The organism is Lactococcus sp. FSL W8-0209 (assembly GCF_038006585.1).
Taxonomy (GTDB): domain Bacteria; phylum Bacillota; class Bacilli; order Lactobacillales; family Streptococcaceae; genus Lactococcus; species Lactococcus lactis.
On sequence record NZ_JBBOVN010000003.1, the window covers coordinates 1 to 17,882 of the forward strand.

The 17,882-nt window shown below is 32.8% G+C and carries 15 protein-coding genes and 4 pseudogenes; 4 read left to right on the forward strand and 15 right to left on the reverse strand.

Features of this window, described 5'->3' with window-relative positions:
- The gene (locus MKX45_RS11945; protein ID WP_340817349.1) at positions 1–1,197 is read left to right on the forward strand and encodes a replication initiator protein A; all 1,197 of its coding nucleotides are present in this window, start codon (positions 1–3) and stop codon (positions 1,195–1,197) included.
- A gap of 54 nt (positions 1,198–1,251) precedes the next feature.
- Here the strand turns inward: MKX45_RS11945 and MKX45_RS11950 are convergent, their stop codons facing one another.
- A complete protein-coding gene (locus MKX45_RS11950; RefSeq protein ID WP_124174881.1) occupies positions 1,252–1,431 on the reverse strand; it encodes a hypothetical protein in 180 nt (59 codons plus the stop codon).
- Between the two features lie 104 nt (positions 1,432–1,535).
- On the opposite strand from MKX45_RS11950, the gene MKX45_RS11955 reads away from it, so the two are divergent.
- Complete coding sequence (locus tag MKX45_RS11955; RefSeq protein ID WP_340817351.1) at positions 1,536–1,667, forward strand: hypothetical protein; 132 nt, start codon at positions 1,536–1,538, stop codon at positions 1,665–1,667.
- A gap of 371 nt (positions 1,668–2,038) precedes the next feature.
- On the opposite strand, the pseudogene MKX45_RS11960 reads toward MKX45_RS11955, so the two are convergent.
- The 10 genes and pseudogenes from MKX45_RS11960 to MKX45_RS12005 all read right to left on the reverse strand — a co-directional run.
- Positions 2,039–3,196, reverse strand: a pseudogene (locus MKX45_RS11960) (IS3-like element IS-LL6 family transposase).
- Positions 3,197–3,520: 324 nt separating this feature from the next.
- Positions 3,521–4,651, reverse strand: coding sequence for a UDP-galactopyranose mutase (gene glf, locus MKX45_RS11965; protein ID WP_270337527.1), 1,131 nt, complete (start codon positions 4,649–4,651; stop codon positions 3,521–3,523).
- 321 nt (positions 4,652–4,972) lie between these two features.
- Positions 4,973–5,653: pseudogene (locus MKX45_RS11970) on the reverse strand (IS6 family transposase).
- A gap of 851 nt (positions 5,654–6,504) precedes the next feature.
- Entirely contained in the window at positions 6,505–7,452 is a 948-nt protein-coding gene (locus MKX45_RS11975) for a glycosyltransferase (protein WP_340817355.1), read from the reverse strand.
- A gap of 8 nt (positions 7,453–7,460) precedes the next feature.
- Positions 7,461–8,558: a glycosyltransferase gene (locus tag MKX45_RS11980; protein WP_340817357.1), complete on the reverse strand. Its 1,098-nt coding sequence runs from the start codon at positions 8,556–8,558 to the stop codon at positions 7,461–7,463.
- The gene (locus MKX45_RS11985; protein ID WP_340817359.1) at positions 8,551–9,183 is read right to left on the reverse strand and encodes a YveK family protein; all 633 of its coding nucleotides are present in this window, start codon (positions 9,181–9,183) and stop codon (positions 8,551–8,553) included. The genes MKX45_RS11980 and MKX45_RS11985 overlap by 8 nt, the downstream gene beginning before the upstream one ends.
- Complete coding sequence (locus MKX45_RS11990) at positions 9,173–10,189, reverse strand: hypothetical protein (protein WP_340817362.1); 1,017 nt, start codon at positions 10,187–10,189, stop codon at positions 9,173–9,175. The genes MKX45_RS11985 and MKX45_RS11990 overlap by 11 nt, the downstream gene beginning before the upstream one ends.
- A gap of 276 nt (positions 10,190–10,465) precedes the next feature.
- Entirely contained in the window at positions 10,466–11,395 is a 930-nt protein-coding gene (locus tag MKX45_RS11995) for a glycosyltransferase (RefSeq protein WP_340817364.1), read from the reverse strand.
- A 24-nt stretch (positions 11,396–11,419) separates the two neighbouring features.
- Positions 11,420–12,484 carry a glycosyltransferase gene (locus MKX45_RS12000; RefSeq protein ID WP_340817366.1) on the reverse strand — a complete coding sequence of 355 codons (1,065 nt, stop codon included), beginning with the start codon at positions 12,482–12,484 and terminating at the stop codon, positions 11,420–11,422.
- A 69-nt stretch (positions 12,485–12,553) separates the two neighbouring features.
- A pseudogene (locus tag MKX45_RS12005) lies at positions 12,554–12,853 on the reverse strand (DDE-type integrase/transposase/recombinase); the annotation flags it as partial.
- Between the two features lie 157 nt (positions 12,854–13,010).
- Between MKX45_RS12005 and MKX45_RS12010 the strand changes: the two are divergent.
- Positions 13,011–13,394, forward strand: coding sequence for a transposase (locus MKX45_RS12010; RefSeq protein WP_340817368.1), 384 nt, complete (start codon positions 13,011–13,013; stop codon positions 13,392–13,394).
- 326 nt (positions 13,395–13,720) lie between these two features.
- On the opposite strand, the gene MKX45_RS12015 is transcribed toward MKX45_RS12010, so the two are convergent.
- From MKX45_RS12015 to MKX45_RS12025, 4 genes and pseudogenes are all read right to left on the reverse strand, one after another.
- Positions 13,721–15,093, reverse strand: a protein-coding gene (locus MKX45_RS12015; RefSeq protein ID WP_340817370.1) for an IS3 family transposase whose coding sequence is annotated in 2 segments (ribosomal slippage) — positions 13,721–14,634 and positions 14,634–15,093 — 1,374 coding nt in all. Because the reading frame shifts where the segments join, the coding sequence is not laid out codon by codon here.
- A 66-nt stretch (positions 15,094–15,159) separates the two neighbouring features.
- A complete protein-coding gene (locus MKX45_RS12565) occupies positions 15,160–15,336 on the reverse strand; it encodes a putative holin-like toxin (protein WP_080613289.1) in 177 nt (58 codons plus the stop codon).
- A 420-nt stretch (positions 15,337–15,756) separates the two neighbouring features.
- The gene (locus tag MKX45_RS12020) at positions 15,757–16,332 is read right to left on the reverse strand and encodes a VanZ family protein (protein WP_014017398.1); all 576 of its coding nucleotides are present in this window, start codon (positions 16,330–16,332) and stop codon (positions 15,757–15,759) included.
- Between the two features lie 94 nt (positions 16,333–16,426).
- A pseudogene (locus tag MKX45_RS12025) lies at positions 16,427–16,965 on the reverse strand (IS6 family transposase).
- A gap of 292 nt (positions 16,966–17,257) precedes the next feature.
- On the opposite strand from MKX45_RS12025, the gene MKX45_RS12030 reads away from it, so the two are divergent.
- Complete coding sequence (locus MKX45_RS12030; protein WP_017865313.1) at positions 17,258–17,827, forward strand: recombinase family protein; 570 nt, start codon at positions 17,258–17,260, stop codon at positions 17,825–17,827.
- Positions 17,828–17,882 lie beyond the last annotated feature (55 nt).

Here is a 17,882-nt window from a genome sequence, read left to right on the forward strand (position 1 = left end):
TTGACTTCTTTTAATTTTAGAAAAGCTGACAATCGATACAAAGAACTTTTTTTCCAATTTCCTAAGGTTCTTTACTACAGTCAAAAATACAAAAAAAAGTTATCCCTTAGCGCTAAAGCTGCTTATATGGTTCTTATGGATCGTGAAGAGTATTCTCTCAAGAACGAGTGGATCGATGAAAATGGCAATGTTTATTTCATTTTTACTAACCAAGAGCTTGCTGACTTACTAGATGTTTCTCTTCGTACTGTGATTAATATCAAAAAGGAGCTTGAGAATGCAAATCTTTTGCTACAGAAAAAAATGGGATTTAATCCGAAAACTGGAAAAAACGAGCCCAATCGACTATACCTAGCGGAACTTGAAGTTAGTGCCACAGATGTCTATTTACGTGGAGAATATGACAAAAAAGTACCACAAAGCCTTGCCACAAGCGGAGGTGCAAATTCTGCACCTCCGCATAACTTCGCTCAAACCCTTGCTACAAGCGGAAGTGCAGAATTTGCACCTCCGCATAGTTCCGTTGAAGAACTGCCGCAAACCCTTGTCACAAGCGGAAGTGCAAATTCTGCACTAAATCTATATAATAACTTTTTAGATACCTATTTAGATAATATTAAAGATACTCAAGAACTTGATTTTTCTTCTTCTAATTTTTCAGAAGCTCAACTTAAAGCCCAAAATCAAGATTTAGTGAAAAACTCAAAATCTTTCCTCAAAGAAGGGACACATGAACTATTTCTTAGTGAAGAAGCCATTAAGTTACTTCAAATGTGGTGTAACTCGCCTCAACAACTTAGAAAGATGGTTGGTATTATTCTTAATGCTAAAAATGCTGTATGCAAAGAAAATGAGGAACTTGGAGTTTTCTTTGTCCTCGAAGAAGAAGCATTACAAGAAAAAATTCTTAACACTCTAAGACGCTATTTTAATGCCATTAGAACTAAAGAAAATAAAATAACCAATTACGAAAATTATTTATTTGGGTCAATGAAAAATATGTTTGCTGAATACTGGAATAATCAAGCGCTCAAACAAAGATTAAACTCAAACGAAACAAATAAAGAGAACCTAAATATGGATGATTCTGTTTGGTCTAATTCTAATTATGAGAATGAAACCAGTCAAAATGGTTTAGCTCGTCTTGAAAGAATTAAACTTGAAGCTCTAGCGAAAATCAATTCTAAAGCAACATGATTCAGGGTACTATTTTAATAAAAAAAGTGAAAATCAATAATGTTTTTCATTTTTTTATACTTTTTCAATTGGAGTAAAGGCTTCAATAACTTTTCCAATGATTCGAGTAATTTCATCTCTTGGAAGAAGAATATCAGGAAATAGTCGATTGCCTTCAAAATCTATATCATCATTCAAAGAGACAAGTCTAATATAATCATCTTCCACATAAACAGAACCGACTAACTCAACCAAAAAGTTTTTTACAAGAAAGTTCAAAAAACAAAAAATGGGAAGAGTACGAAAAAGAAATTGAGAAACAACAAGCTGAATATGAACAAGTGATTTATTCAGTAGCAATGGAACAAGCACTCAAAGAAGCAATTAAAATAGCAGGAAAGAAGAAAGGTAAACTTCAAGGCGGAGCAAAGGCTGTTATAAGAGAAGCCTTAATAGAGCATTTCAAGAAGAATAAAGATTACTTTAACTAAAGTTATAGTTATAGTTTTAGTTACAACTATAATTACAATTATAGTTTTATGTTAGAGAGGAGTCAACTCAATGAATAAACGCCATCAGAAAGCTTTTAAAAGGCCTTAAAAGGCAAAATATGAGCTTATAGGACTATTCAAGCATTAAATAGAGTTTTTTCAAAACTCAAATAAAAAAGTCCGGTCTGAAATTTTAAAGCCCAAAAATTTCAGATCCGACTTTTTTATTGTTTACTCATCAGATTTTTCAACGGACTAAATTTCAAAGTCATCATCACGTGCTTTATGTTTTGGACTTTGATTTTTTTGATAGGCTTCTAAACGTTGTTCTGATTTTTGATAATATTGAATGTTGGACTAATGTCAAATATTTAGACACAAAATGAGCTATATTTTCTTAAAATAATTTTCTTCTTTCTGATTTACAGTTAAACCATTGTTGGCGGAATGAGGATTATAATTGTTATAAAATTGTTCGATGTATTCAAAGCAAGAGAGTTGAACTTCTTGAATGGAGTGATAAGTTCTGCGATTAATTTCTCGTTGTTTAAGATACTTGAAAAAGACCTCAGTGACGGCATTATCATAAGGATATCCAGGCTTGGAGTAAGAAGCAAGCAATTGATGCTCATCTAATAACTTTCTAAAGGAAGCTGATTTAAATTGGCTTCCTTGATCCGAATGAAAAATAATTGGTTCCTTAGGTTTCCTCTTATTTATAGCTATTTCTAAGGTATCACAGGCGAGTTTGGCATCAATCCTATCACTTACTTTCCACGCAATACATTTCCTTGAGTAGAGGTCAAGAATAGCACAGAGATAAACATGTCGCTTAGGTCCTATAGAGATATAAGTGAAATCTGTTGTCCAAACTTGATTTGGGGAGTTCGGGTTAAATTCTTGTTTAAGCAGATTATCAGAAGAAAATACAGGAGATTTATTTGATTTAAAACGAGGTTTGATGGTTGACATTTTAGGGAGTGTCATAGACTTGAGAAGTCTTAAGATACGGCCTTCAGAAATATTAACGCCATAATCACGCAGAAGAATGATTTTAAAAGCTCTCGTTCCAATTCTTTTCTTGGCTTTCATATAAATCTCAAGGAGTAATTTTCTCAAGCGTTGATTTTCTACTTCACGCTTCGAAGGCCTCTTGTTTATGAAGTTATAGTAGGTGGAACGATTGACATGTAAAACACGACAGAGCATAACTGTCGTGTGTTCAAATCGGAGTCTATAGATGGCTTTCAATCTTACTTGGAGTTTTGCATGAATATGGCACTCGCTTTTTTTAAGATCAGATTTTCTTCCTCTAGTTGGGCATTCCTTTTTTGTAATTCTTGAATCTGTTTAGCAGTCAACACCGTATTATCTTCAAGACGCACTTGAGAGTACTGCTTAATCCATTTTGCAAGTGCAGAAGAAGATACCCCATAATCTTTACAGAGTTCAGTTTGTGTTTTACCAGTTTGATAGAGATTAACGAGCGATTGTTTGAAATCCTCGTCGTAACGTTTAAAACCTGACATAAAAGTCCTTTCATTTTTGTGTCTTAATAGACAGATTATAACACACAATTTTCTGTCCACTTTTATAGTATAGCTCCAGTACAGCCTCTTCCACGATTAAGAACATGGAGACCATTCGAGGAATATATAAAAAGAACCGAAGAAATGGAACGCTCTTCGGCTTTTCGGTGTCTACTGAAATCAAGCTATTAAGGGTATCTCTGCTTAAAAGAAGTGAAGAATTCAACTCAAGAATCTGATTTTTTAAACTTCGCAACAGAACCATTGGAATAATCACAATTAAAAGCTGGTAAGAGCTGTTCAAAAGATAGTTTTTTAATACTTTCAATCTTTAAATTCCTTATCCACAGCCTTTAAAGCTGCATTAAAGACTTGGTCCATATCATAATATTGATAATTTCCCAAACGGCCACCGAAAATCACTGTTTTTTCACAATCTGCTAATTTACGATATTTCTTAAAAAGTTCTGAGTTTTTAGTGTCATTGACAGGATAATAGGCTTCTTTTGTAGGATCCCAATCTTGAGGATATTCTTTAGTGATGATTGTTTTATTATCATCGCCTTTTTTGTCAAAATGACGCCATTCCATCACTCGAGTGAACGGAGTTTCAGCATCTGTATAATTAATAACGGCATTTCCTTGCTTGTTATCCGTTTCAAAAGTTTCTGATTCAAAACGAACTGAGCGATACTCTAATTCTCCAAATTCATAGTCGAAATATTGGTCAATCATTCCTGTATAAACAATTTTAGGGAATTCCGCTAAATAATCCTCTTTATTTGAGAAAAAATCAGTATTTACTTGAACATCAATCAAATCAGAATCCAGCATCTTATCAAAAATTGCTGTGTATCCATCTACTGGAACTCCTTGATATCGATGGTTGAAATAGTTATTATCAAAAGTATAACGAACTGGCAAACGACGGATAATAAAACTTGGAAGTTCTGTTGCTTTACGCCCCCATTGTTTTTCTGTATATCCTTTAATCAATTTTGTATAAATATCAGTACCAATTAAAGAAATCGCTTGTTCTTCAAGGTTTTTTGGAATACCTGAACGACCTGCAGCAACTTTTTGCTCCTCAATTTTTGCCGCTGCTTCTTCTGGAGTTTTCACTCCCCACATTTGATAAAAAGTATTCATATTGAATGGAAGATTATAGAGTTCACCTTTATAATTAGCTACTACTTGGTTAATATAGCCATTGAACTCTGTAAATTGATTAACATAATCCCAAACTTCTTTATTGTCTGTATGGAAAATGTGTGCTCCAAAGTCATGGACATTGATACCATGTTCTTTATGAGTGTACATGTTTCCACCAACATGTGCACGTCGCTCAATAATCAAGCTACGTTTACCACGCTTAGCTGCTTCATGAGCAAAAATTGCACCGTAAGGTCCTGCTCCAACAATTAAATAGTCATAGTTATTAGTATTATATTTCATTATTTATTCTCCTCAAGAATGTTTTCAGCTTTTTTTAAGGCCTCACTCAAAAAGTAGCTGAGCGAATTTTATTTCCCATTTTTCGAACATTAGTTATCATCTTATTATAATCTTCCTCTGAAATTTCCGCAATCTTTTTCAGGCAAATCTAATAAGCTGTTAACAGCGAATCCTAAATTGTTTTCCAAAACGAATTCAGCCAAAACAGCCTCTTTCCAAACAATCACAGGAAACCCTGCTGCTAAATATAGAGAGGTTTTATGAGGGGGTTCTGTTGCGAAGTTTGAAAATCAAACGCACCCTTTCTGAACTCCAAATATCTTAGGCTACTATTCCCATTAATACCTTGATTTCAGTAGACACTAAAAAGCCGAAGAGCGTTCCATTTTTTCGGTTCTTTTTATATATTCCTCGAATGGTCTCCATGCCCTTAATCGTGGAAGAGGCTGTCCGGAGACTTCGATAAAATTTATTCCGTCGCTTAATTGGCCTATGATCTTGTTCTATTAAATTGTTCAGATACTTCACAGTTCGATGCTCTGTCTTAGTATATAAACCCACACTCTGTAACTTCCTAAAGGCGGAGCCAAGAGAAGGTGCTTTATCGGTCACAATTGCTTTGGGCTCACCAAACTGTTTATGGAGTCATTTTAAGAAAGCATAGGCTGCTTGTGTGTCCCGTTTTTTACGTAACCAAATATCCAAGGTTAAACCATCTGCATCGATGGCTCGATACAAATAATGCCATTTTCCTTTAATTTTGATGTACGTTTCATCCATTTTCCATGAATAAAAGGATTTTTTATTTTTCTTCTTCCAAATTTGATAGAGTCGTTTGCCATATTCTTGCACCCAACGATAAATCGTCGTATGAGAAACGTTAATGCCACGATCATATAAGATTTCTTGAACTTCACGATAGCTAAGGTTATAACGAAGATAGTAGCCCACGGCTACAATAATCACATCCTGCTGAAATTGCTTTCCTTTAAAATGATTCATCGTCATTCCTCCTGCTATCTTTTTCTATTATTCTACCTTATTTGATAGTAGATTTAAAACTTTGCAACAGAACCCGTTGGGCAATGGCTTGGTAAGACTGTTTTAAAGTGAGCCCAACTAGTAGGCATTTAAGGTAAGATGATGATATAGGCTCATAGTCTGAGTCCTCCTTGTAAGTATGTTGTGGTGACTATATTTTACAAGGACTCAGGCTGTGGGTCTTCTTTTTGATCATTTGTTGCAGTTCAATTGTAAATTCGACACAACAAAAGGACATATCGTCCTGTGCTACAATCAAGTCGGCCAAAACCAATTGAAAGTGAGTGTCAGATTATTCCTAAGACCATCCTACTAAAGCACTGTTCCAAATTAAAGTCCAAAATATTATCGCTTTAGAACCACAATTGAATTTTACAGTTGCAAAGCTGTGGCCTTACCCAATTCTAACAGATCAATCATTAAATGATTGACCGTCAAGTGCTTGTGTTTTTCCAAAAAAGTTTGATAACAATTTAAGATTTGGAATGAGTTAGTGGCTATTGTAATTTTCTTCAAACCCTTGGTTATTGAATGTCACTCTACGTTACTTTTTTGCTAATTAGCAACCCGATATGTTTATTTCTAGTCAAGATAAACAACAAGTTTATTTAATCACTTTTCTTCAGTGAAATTTATACCCTTACAGCCAATCAAAAATCATTCGATAACTAAAACACCGAACACTATCTTTTGATTTTCAGAGAAACCGTTGCTCCAACACTAAAATCACTATAATTAACCACATTAAATATTTTTGACTAGTTTTCAAGCATACAAAAAATTTGATGAATCGTAGATGCAAATCTAATCAACTATCGAATGTACTTATTAATCCCAACTAAAAAAGCATCGGTTAATACTACCTTTAAAGTATATTTAGACTTAGACTTTTTATATGACCTCCAAAGTTTATGATAATCTGATGTTGTCAAATAATCTAAACGATTAGAGAAAAAATCATAGTACCCGTAGCAATTAGACTGTCTTGGGATTATCCCAATAGTCTTCTCCATAAATTCTAAGTTGAATTGTAAATATTCCAATTTTTCATCATATATCTCATTAGAAAATTTTATAGGGTGAAATAAAATAATATCCATCCTACTAGTTAAAGAATAATCAGCACTATCTTTATGAACTCTCCAATTCATTAAACTTTTATGATAATAATAAGCTGAATTGTACAAGAGCCCAGTATTCCATAGTGTAAAATCATGAGGTTGCAGACTAGTCCAAAAAGAATCTGCTTTGTGCAATAGGGATTTCCTAATGGCAAAACTACAGCCGGGTCTATTAACCTTGAGAAAATGTTTCATATCAATTTTTTCTACATCTATATCATAAAATTCTGAACTGCTAATATCAGATAGCTTCTTATTGGAAAAGGGAGTATAATCACAGGCTAACAATTCAATTTTTAAATCAAATAACAATGCTGTACGCATTTCACAGATCTTATTTGGCATCCATATATCATCTTGATCACATAAAAATATAATTTCATTGTGTGCCTTATGCAAAGCTTTCCAAAAGCTTATTTTCCATCCAAGATTTTTTGAATTGATCAAAATTTTCCAATTATTTAAATGGTGTTCCTCAATAAAATAATTAGCTAACATAGCTGTATTATCTGTTGAACAATCATCTTGAATAATAACTTCATCCGGCTTATAACTTTGATTCAGTAGGGAAGATAATTGATCAATTATATATTTTTCCCCATTATATGTCGATAACACAACGGACACTTTTTCTGACATAAAAACCGTTAACCCCTTTCTAATAAATCCAAGTAATATGAAATAAGCTTTGGTATGGAGTTGTCTAAATTATATTCTGTTCTTTTCATGACAACATTTGCATAACTTCTATTATTTTTCATCTGACATAAATGTAAAGCAATTTTACACCATTCAGCAGCTGGTAAATTTAATGATTCTGTCTTAGTAGTCGGCAAAATCTTCAAATCTTGATTTACCGTAGTACTCATCAAAACTGGAAGCCCACTTGCCTGGGCTTCAATTGACGTAATAGGTCCACCTTCATAAAAAGATGGGATAAGTAGTATATCAATCATGGAATAAAAATAGTGAACATTTCGTAAAAAGCCTAAAAACAAAACATCATCTTCTAATCCCATTGTGCTTATTTGTTCTTTTAATGTTCTTTCTAATTCACCATTGCCAATAATTACCAACTTAACATGTTCATTTATAAGTTTTGCTTCCTTTAAAATTTCAAACATTCTAAGATGATTTTTGACAAGAGTAAGACGCCCTATACTTCCCATCAAAAGGTTTCCTTCAAGGTTATATTTTGTTCTCAATAAATTTCTTTCAGCAATTGAAAATTTGAATCTTCCAACTTCTATTCCATTTGGAATAACCTCAAATTTTCTATTTGCAAAAATATATCGGCCAGCATTTATACTACAAGCAATGTAATCTGTTGACAACAAACATATAGCTTTCTTCATATACTTAATAATTATTCTAGGAGCTTTAAAATCGCTACCATTACTGTGAATATGTGCGATGCGTATTTTTGATCCAGCTATCCTAGATGCTATTAGAGGAAAAACATTAGCGAGATCTTCATGGCACTCAACTATGTCAGGATGTAATGCCTTAATAATTTTTATACTTTCAATAACATTTTTTAAAGGATGACTTTTTTTTTCAGGAATTCTGATGCATATACAACCACTATGCTCCAAAGCATCTAATGATTGCGCATCTGGTGTATGTTGATAAACAACATAGGAAGTAATACCTGCACGTTTTATTGCGGGAGTATTATTCTGTAAATACTGTTCAACTCCACCTCCCTTAATTCCGGATATAAAATTCAACAATATTTTACTCATTATTTCTCCTCCTGGGTATTTTTCGAGGCTTAAGCAAATAATAGAGTAATGAAACAAACGACCCAATTAAAGCCCCCAGTATAGCGCCAATAAATATATTTAATTTCTTGTTAGGATAAATAGGGGTATCTTTATTTGAAGCATGAGTCACGATAACAATATTGTTGTTAGTTAACTTCCTAACTCTATATTGTAAAGATTTGGCAACTAAATTTGCTAAATCAGAAGCCCTATGTGAAATATCATCTACTACATTTACTGAAAAAACAGTAGAATTTTCATTATTTGTTATGGATACTTCTTGAGTTAACCGTTTTAATGACAAAGATTCTCCAGACTCCACTTTATAATTTTTCAAAACCAGTCCTAGTACATCTTCACTTTTGACTAAATCTTTATAAGTAATAATTGCTTGGATATTTGCTTGGTAATTATTTAACGAGTTGTCAGAATTCTCATTACTTTGCTGAGCTAATAATTGTACGGAAGAACTATATCTAGGTTTAAAAACGTACTCATTCATTCCAAAAGTTACTAGTATTCCGAATAAAGTTAAAAGTGATATAACTATGCCACTAAATCTAATGAATTTAGATAACTCTTTTGGTTTCATTCTATATTCCATAATTAGTCTCCTGATCATCTATTATTGGCTTGCCCAAATGAAAAATACTAAAAGAAAATAGCATTGGTAGTAATATCAAAAAGAGCCATTCAAAACTTATTATCAAATTAAAAAACAAAATTAAAATCATACCGGAAAAAACAAAACCATAAAATCCATATTTGGAGTGATTTGCTATGCCAAAAGCAAATATAGGAATGGTGTATATCAATTCTAAAAAGATTCCCCCTAATGCTAAAATTTGCATAAACCCACTGCTAAAACCAATATAAAGGTGGCTTTGAAGCGCTGTTCTTGCTGAGCTCATTTTATTTATTAAACTTTCAAAATTACCTATGCCATTTCCAAAAAGTGGATTCTGTAACCAATCTAGAAAAGCAGCATGCACATCGTCCATCCTAACACTGAACGATTCTCCCGTAGTGATTTTTTGCAAAGCTATTAACCATAACAAGTAGATAACTATTATTAATATCAAAGGTCCTATTAAAAATTGTATTTTTTTATTAAATTTAGTATTCTCTAAAAAGACAACCAATGCTGATCCCAGCAATATTATTACAGATGTACTTGTCATAGTAGAAATCATGGATAAAATTAAAAGAATATTACTTCTTGCACTTTTTTTTTGTATAAAAACCCTAAAACCATAGCAAAGTGATAAAGTAAAAGCAAACATGGGACTTTCTGTGTAAATTCCTGAGTTTCTAACAGTATCGATGGATCCGAAATTAATAGGCTGTGTTTCAAAATAAACACCATAGTATGAAGGTATCTGTCTCTTGGGCCCCCAGTCAGTTGTAACAGTTCCAGTAGGACTAATCACCTTAAACACTGAACATAAAAGCCAAAAAAACATACTAATAATTGCAACTATATAAATAATTTTACAAATTTTATCTAGTAAAGACCATGGATTGTTAATTAAGAAACACATTTCAAAATAGAATAACATTAATGGAAGTAAAAATAATTGTAGAACAAACAAACTTCCGATAGGATACATTCTATTATTCATAAAAATAAATGGAAAAACAAAAAAAATATAATACGATACTATTATCAATAGAAGTTTAGCAGAAATTTTATGATCAGCTGTTAAGTAGAGAAAGGAAGTCACTATTAATAGCAACAATATCATTATAGTGAACACATTTAGTATATTGCTTACATATGAATCAAAATGTGAATATACACTGGCAAATTCTATAACAATAATAATTGATAACAAATATTCCATAAAATTAATTGCGTTTTTATAAATTATCATCTCATAATCACATCATTTCTTTGGTAAGAATTGACTATTAATGCCAGAAATACTATTTTTCCCATCATGAAATGCTTTATGATACATAATCATTGTTTTAAAAATATATGGGTGATAATATCTATATTTCACTAAGGGAGTCACAATCTTTTTGATTTCCAAGAAAAATAAAAAGAATTTGTAAATACTAGGATGCTTAGAATGCTTTTTGTTCATTAAAATACTGTTTCTCAGTCCGTAATAGTATTTCCAATTAGGAATATACCCCTGATACTTATTGTTAGAATCTTTTTTGGTATCATGATATACAATAGCTGCAGAGATATTAAGTATTGGCGTATATTTATTGACACGTAGAGAATATTCAGTATCGTCACACCAAATAAAGTATTCCCTTTCTGGCAATCCAACTTTATCTACAATATGTTTGTTAATAACAACACCAACAAATGAGAATGCTTGCAAGTAAAAATTCTGTTGATAACATTCAATTGGTATATTATTTTGATGAATAAATATTTTTTCTCTTGTTTGTCTTCTATGATCTAACTGAATCTCACCAGTTGGATATCTCACAGATCCTGTGAAACAAAAGACATCATTATTCTTTTGAGAGGCTAGAGCTATATTTTTAAAGAATTCTTTATCATAAATAACATCATCATCAGCTAACGCTATCCAATCTACATTAAACCTCTTTGCTAACGCTATCCCTTCATAAAAGCCACCAGCTCCACCGCAATTTTTATTCATTTTTTTATATACTATCTTAGAATTATCACGTGCCAATGCGGTCATATAATCATGCGTATTATCCGATGAATCATTATCAACAACTATGATTTTTGAAGGTTTTACTGTTTGTAGAAGTAAACTGTTTACTTCTCTTTTTAATTTTTCAGCTCTATTATAAGTAACAATCACTGCCAAGTATTTAAACATTTTATTTTTCCTTTCTAAAACATACTAACTAGTTAACATAGATGCTTGATAACAGGCACTGTAAAGCCGAGCAGCATACTCAAGTGTATAGTTGTTAATGACATCATCATGTGCCTGCAAAGTGCATCTATCATAATTACTATTGGATGTATTAATGGCTTTTACATATTCTTCTATAGTACTACATGTATATCCATTGAATCCATTAGTGATTACACATTTATTTTCTGGGATGTTTGACACTACGCATAGTTTTTTCATATACATCGATTCCAGCAATGAAATAGATAAGCCTTCCCACTTAGATGTTAATAAAAATATATCCGCTTTATTTGCTATCTCTAACGCATCATTCTTGGGTAACCAATTAATTATTTTAATATTAGGTGCTGTTAGTTCATGCTTAAGCTCCCCACTGCCAATCCAATAAAATTCTGAATCCGGTAGCTTCAAAGCTATATCATTAAAAGTTTTAGGATCTTTCTGATTTGTAATTCGTCCTAAAGTGTATATTTTCCTAGTTTTATTCTGATTATCTATTGGCATTGTATGAATGTCATTAATATCTATTCCATTATCTATTGCGAGAGAATTTTTAGAAAACTTTAACGATATATCATACTCACCTCTACTACAGGCAATCGTTGTGGCCCCCATTTTAGACAGTACATACTCAATAAAGTAGTATATTTTTCTTTTTAAGGGACTAATATTACTTATTAGAAAACTGTAGCCATGTGGTGTGTAAAAGACCGGCACCTTGTAGTTGAAAAAAGCCAGCCTTCCAAGTGCTCCTGCTTTTGATGAATGCAAGTGTATAATATCTGGTTTAATACAATGTTCTATTTTTTTTATTTTTATTAGTGATCGTAAGTCATTAAATAAATTCAGCTTTCGAGTGAAACTATTCAATTGAATCAAATTAATATTTTTATTAAAATACTCTTTATAATTGGCAGGTGTTTCCTCTCTAGTATTATATATAATAAAGATTTCATAGTTATTGCTTAATCTATTTGCCAAACTGTAAATGTAAGTAAACACCCCCCCACCCATAGATTCTACTACAAATAATATTTTTGGTTTCATTTCATTGTCTCCTTGGGTTCTGTTGCGAAGTTTGAAAATCAAACGAGCCCTCTCTGAACTCAGAATATCTTAGGCTGGTATTCCCATTAATACCTTGATTTCAGTAGACACCGAAAATTCGAAGAGCGTTCCATTTCTTCGGTTCTTTTTATATATTCCTCGAAGGGTCTCCATGCCCTTAATCGTGGAAGAGGCTGTACGGAGACTTTGATAAAATTTATTCCGTCGTTTAATAGGTCGATGGTCTTGTTCTATTAAATTGTTAAGATACTTCACAGTTCGGTGCTCTGTCTTAGTATATAAACCCACACTCTGTAACTTTCTAAAGGCGGAGCCAAGAGAAGGTGCTTTATCGGTCACAATTGATTTTCCATTTATAAAATCTCCTTTATATTTAATAACAACAGTATACTCGAAATAATTTGAAAATACAACTTTTTTTAGAATTTTATAAATACATTTTTTTACTTAATATCCTTGTCCAAAAAGCGCTGCAATCATTCTAATAACATAATTCCAAAAAGATGTGATAATTGTAGCTGTGGGTTATTATTTGCGTTACAATCTAAGCTATCGTGAAGTTCAGGATTTGTTATATGATCGTGGAATAAATGTTTGTCATACTACGATTTATTGTTGGGTGCAAGAATATGGCAAACTACTCTATCAAAACGGCTTTTATCAAGGGACAGAACATCGTACCATTAAATACCTGAATAATTTGATTGAACAAGACCATCGTCCAGTAAAGAGACGCAATAAATTCTATCGAAGTTTACGCACTGCCTCACCCACGATTAAGGGCATGGAAGCCATCCGAGGATTATATAAGAAAACCCGAAAAGAAGGCACTCTCTTCGGGTTTTCGGTCTGTACTGAAATCAAGGTATTATTGGGAATCCCAGCTTAAATCATAGATACCGTAAGGGATTTTATTCTTTATTTAAAACTTTGCAACAGAACCATCCTGTATATATTTATTATCGTAGTTCTTTTTAATATACAAGTTAAAAAGAAAGTGCAATTATACTTATAAGCTAAAAATAACTTGTATATGTGATACTATGTGTTATAATAGAGTTAAAGAAAAAAGAGCTTGCTAGTAACAAGCTCCATAGAGACCGTTTAAGACGGTTGACAAGTAACTTATCTAAAAATAGAATCGCACTCGGTCAAAAGTTTGATGTGCACCCCAAAAGTTAGACTTTTTATCCAAGTAGAAATACTTGGATTTTTTTAATTGTTTTGGTAATTCAAGCGAAATTGAATTGGACTCATCCAGTTCAATTTTTGTTTGATTCGTTTTGTATTATAGTACCTAATCCAGCTTACAATAACCTGCTCAAGTTCTTCGAAAGACGAGAAGATATGTCCATAATAAATTTCTTGTTTAAGTAGCCCAAAGAAATTCTCCATGACTGAATTATCATGACAGTTTCCTTTACGGCTCATAGACTGAAAAATTCGATGAGATCTTAATTTAGAAACATAGTCTCTCATTTGGTATCCCCATCCTTGATCTGAGTGGAAAGTACGTCGATAAGGACAATCAGATGTCACAGCTACGGCTTTATTTAGAGCAGTCTCAATTGATTGATAAGAGGGGTGTTTAGAGATATGATAGCTGATCACCTCGCTATTAAATAAATCAATGTAAGGATTGAGATAACATTTTTTCTGAATCCCTTCTTGATAATATTTGAATTCAGTCGTATCTGTTGTGATTTTTTGATGAGGAATGGAAGTTCTGAATCGTCTGTGCAATTTGTTTTTAGCTACCATCCCTACTTTTCCTTTATAAGAATTATATTTACGTGATTTGTGCCAATAAGACGTTACACGAAGCCCTAGCTTCTTCATTAAGCGCTGGACCTTCTTGTGGTTGACGTGATAGCCACGTTGCTTAAGTAATTCACTCATTGGACGGTAACCTGCATTGGCATGTTCTTGACGTATTTTAATCATTTCTTTTTCGATAAGCTCATCTTTGTTTACCCGTTCAAAACAGTTGACCCAATAATAATAAGTGGCTTTAGGGAATCCTGTAACTTTCAAGATTTCTTTGAGTTTGAAGGTTTTACGGAGACTGTAGATGAGTCTTGATTTTTGTTCATTAGAGCATTTTTCTCCAATCTCCGAAGTCCTTTTAAATAAGCTACCTCAATTTGCGCATAACGTAATTCTTGTTCAAGTTCTTTAATTCGTTGAGAATCATTTGGGTTCTGAGTCATAGACGATGCAATGCTTTCTAGTTTTTTACGCCGTCCTCTCTTTTTGCTTATTGGGACTTCTCCATAAATTTTGAAATGATTAACCCAGCTTGCAAGTAAGGTAAAATTAGTAATTTCGAATTTTCTTGCCACAGCTTCATACGTTAAATCAGTTGTTAAATAACATTGTACCGCATTTTCTTTCAACTCCATAGAATAATTTTTATTGACTTTGGCGTGAGCTGTAGGAAGTCCCTCTGCTCGATAATTGCGAATCCAGCGTCTAACCTGACTAGATGAACCTACATTGTGCAGTTTAGCAAGATAGGTAGAGCCTCCCTTGCCAGATAAATAATCTTGAATAACGCGTTGTTTTAATTCTATGGAATATTTGACCATAAGAAAAGACCTCCGAAATATAGATTTGAAAAGTCTATATTTTGGGGGTCACTACAGTTAGCGGTTCTATTTTTTTATGCTCTTTACAATCACAATAATGAGATTGAGCAACATAACAATGAAACTTGCAAATGCAATCATCAAGGTTAAGCTGTCTGAGACACTCAAAAATTTTTGCCTTTCTAGTTTGATAGGGAAATACCTATACTCATAGGCATCACCCCTCTTTCTATACTTAGCCAACCGCTATAAACTTTCTCTTTAAATATTATAACAAAAAGAAGAAATGGTATCTATAGATATATAGTGAAATAACTTTCCATAATAGTTTGGTTTTTCGGAAAGTTAATATAAGTTATGCATGACCTCATACTGATATGTGTACAGTTGTATGTCAATTGTTATTATCACTTTTAGTGAACATAAAATTTAAAAGATATTTCTCTAATTTCTAAAAAATAAAAACAATTATTAACGCTTTTCTTTTTTATGTCTAATTATTTGATAATAGTCCATACGTTTGTTACTCTAAAAACTAGACTTAACGTCAATCTGTATTTGGGTCAATATCTTGGACAAATTTTAACAGAACCGACAGGAGATATATCTCGATACCATTCGAGATACACCTCCTGTCTATTTTTATGCTACTTTTGGGTTAGCTCAACTCAACCGCCTTTTAATCTCCCAACAACAATAATACCCTATCAAACAACCCAAAAAATTCAAGATAATATCACTAATGGCAAATGTGCCCAAATAAAAGATAAATTGAATGGTTTCAATTCCTAAAAGTGTGACCAAACTGACAATGACAAACTGTTTGAAATCAGTATTGATACAGTAAAGGCCACCTAAAGGAATGAAGTAGATAATATTTAGCACTGCCTCTTGAATCGTTCTGGTATCCGCTTTTATAAAGTCAAAAGGATTCAGTGATATCGCCTGAAAATCCGTTGTTTTAGTAAAAAGAACCATGAATAACAGTAATAAATACACACTGAAAGCAAGATAGAGATAAATAACTGAAAAATGTTTGAGGTGATACTGGATACCAAACAACCAGATAATCAGCGTTAATAAGAGTATTAAAGTTAATGCGGTATAGTCAAAGTGGTTAATCAACCTAGCCAGGCTTTGATAGCGAGTGAGAACGGGCATAATCAGCCAAGTAATCGTCGCATAACTCAGGATAAATGTGACCAATAAACTGCTGAGGTAGATCATATATTTTCGCAACTGTTTCTAACTCCTTTTCTTGATGAGATTAACCCTATTTGGTTCTGTTGCGAAGTTTGAAAATCAAACGCGCTCTCTCTGAACTCCAAATATCTTAGGCTGGTATTCCCATTAATACCTTGATTTCAGTAGACACCGAAAAGCCTAAGAGCGTTCCATTTCTTCGGTTCTTTTTATATATTCCTCGAAGGGTCTCCATGCCCTTAATCGTGGAAGAGGCTGTACGGAGACTTTGATAAAATTTATTCCGTCGTTTAATAGATCGATGGTCTTGTTCTATTAAATTGTTAAGATACTTCACAGTTCGGTGCTCTGTCTTAGTATATAAACCCACACTCTGTAACCTTCTAAAGGCGGAGCCAAGAGAAGGTGCTTTATCGGTCACAATTGCTTTCGGCTCACCAAACTGTTTATGGAGTCGTTTTAAGAAAGCATAGGCTGCTTGCGTATCCCGTTTCTTTCGTAACCAGATATCTAAGGTTAAGCCGTCCGCATCAATTGCACGATAGAGATAATGCCACGATCATATAACATCTCTTGAACATCACGATAACTCAAATTATAGCGAAGATAATACCCAACAGAGATAATAATCACGTCTTTTTTGAATTGTTTGCCCTTAAAATGATTCACCTGTTGTCCTCGCATTCTTTTTTATTACATTTTACAATAAATCAGGTGTTATGGGGAACTTTGCAACAGAACCTAGAAAGCTATTCAAGATATGATTACTAGCTTGTGAGCCCTTATTCTTGAAAGAGTAGGAAAGATATTACTTCTGAAACAATGTCTATTTTAGTCAATTATAATTCTCTGCATGCCAAAAATAGGTCAAAACTTAACAGTTTTGAGCTCTTTTTGTGTATACTCTAAATAAAGACATTTTAGCAGCTCATAACTAAGGGTTATAAGTGAAGGGAGAATTATGAAATTTGGATACGCTCGAGTGAGTACAACAGATCAAAAATTAGAAAGTCAAATTGAAAATTTAAAAGCTGCAGGAGCAGAAAAAATTTATCAAGAAAAATTTACTGGAACAACAACGGAGAGGCCAGAATTTCAAAAATTACTTAATCACTTAAAAAAAGACGATATGCTTATTGTGACAAAGTTGGACCGATTTGCAAGAAATACTCGAGAAGCGTTAGAAATCATTCAGCATTTATTTCAGAATGATATAAAAGTGCATATCCTAAATATGGGGATTATTGATAACACTCCAACAGGTCAGCTTATATTTACTATTTTTAGTGCCTTTGCTCAATTCGAACGAGATATGATTATCAATCGTACCAGCGAAGGAAAAAAGTATGCCAGGGACAATGATCCATCATTTAAAGAAGGACGTCCTCAAAAGTTTACTGAAGAACAAATTGCTTTTGCTTTGGAGCTGAAGAAGCAGGGAATGACATATAAAATGATCGAACGAAAAACGGGTATAAGTATTGCGACTCAGAAAAGAAGATTTAAAAGTTTAAATATATCTACTCACTAAAATTATTAATCTAAAGTATTATATACTTTGGTATAATGAGAAGTAAGTTTATTAA

What these genes read in the sequence shown, in the direction of transcription:
- MKX45_RS11955 (WP_340817351.1), top strand. Translation starts at nt 1,536, where the DNA reads ATGGAACAAGCACTCAAAGAAGCAATTAAAATAGCAGGAAAGAAGAAA.
- glf (WP_270337527.1), bottom strand. Translation starts at nt 4,651, where the DNA reads ATGAAATATAATACTAATAACTATGACTATTTAATTGTTGGAGCAGGA.
- MKX45_RS11975 (WP_340817355.1), bottom strand. Translation starts at nt 7,452, where the DNA reads ATGTCAGAAAAAGTGTCCGTTGTGTTATCGACATATAATGGGGAAAAA.
- MKX45_RS11980 (WP_340817357.1), bottom strand. Translation starts at nt 8,558, where the DNA reads ATGAGTAAAATATTGTTGAATTTTATATCCGGAATTAAGGGAGGTGGA.
- MKX45_RS11985 (WP_340817359.1), bottom strand. Translation starts at nt 9,183, where the DNA reads ATGGAATATAGAATGAAACCAAAAGAGTTATCTAAATTCATTAGATTT.
- MKX45_RS11990 (WP_340817362.1), bottom strand. Translation starts at nt 10,189, where the DNA reads ATGTATCCTATCGGAAGTTTGTTTGTTCTACAATTATTTTTACTTCCA.
- MKX45_RS11995 (WP_340817364.1), bottom strand. Translation starts at nt 11,395, where the DNA reads ATGTTTAAATACTTGGCAGTGATTGTTACTTATAATAGAGCTGAAAAA.
- MKX45_RS12000 (WP_340817366.1), bottom strand. Translation starts at nt 12,484, where the DNA reads ATGAAACCAAAAATATTATTTGTAGTAGAATCTATGGGTGGGGGGGTG.
- MKX45_RS12030 (WP_017865313.1), top strand. Translation starts at nt 17,258, where the DNA reads ATGAAATTTGGATACGCTCGAGTGAGTACAACAGATCAAAAATTAGAA.